General features: G+C 65.7%; 1 pseudogene. It reads left to right on the forward strand.

What is annotated here, in order from left to right:
- A pseudogene (locus RTW80_RS30165) lies at positions 1–251 on the forward strand (L-seryl-tRNA(Sec) selenium transferase); the annotation flags it as partial.

A 251-nucleotide genomic window follows, 5' to 3' on the forward strand; every position in this document is an offset into this window, starting at 1 on the left:
GACAGGCACGGTTCTGCACACCAATCTGGGCCGGGCACAGCAGGCCGAAGAGGCAACAGAGGCCGTCACCCGTGCCATGCGCTCGCCGGTGACGCTGGAGTACGATCTGGACGGCGCCGGGCGTGGGCATCGCGATCGCGCACTGGCGGATCTTCTCTGCCAGATCACCGGCGCGGAAGATGCCTGCATTGTGAATAACAACGCGGCGGCGGTGCTGTTAATGCTGGCGGCCACCGCGAGCGGAAAAGAGG

It is taken from the genome of Escherichia sp. AM3 (genome assembly GCF_032029835.1).
Taxonomy (GTDB): domain Bacteria; phylum Pseudomonadota; class Gammaproteobacteria; order Enterobacterales; family Enterobacteriaceae; genus Escherichia; species Escherichia coli.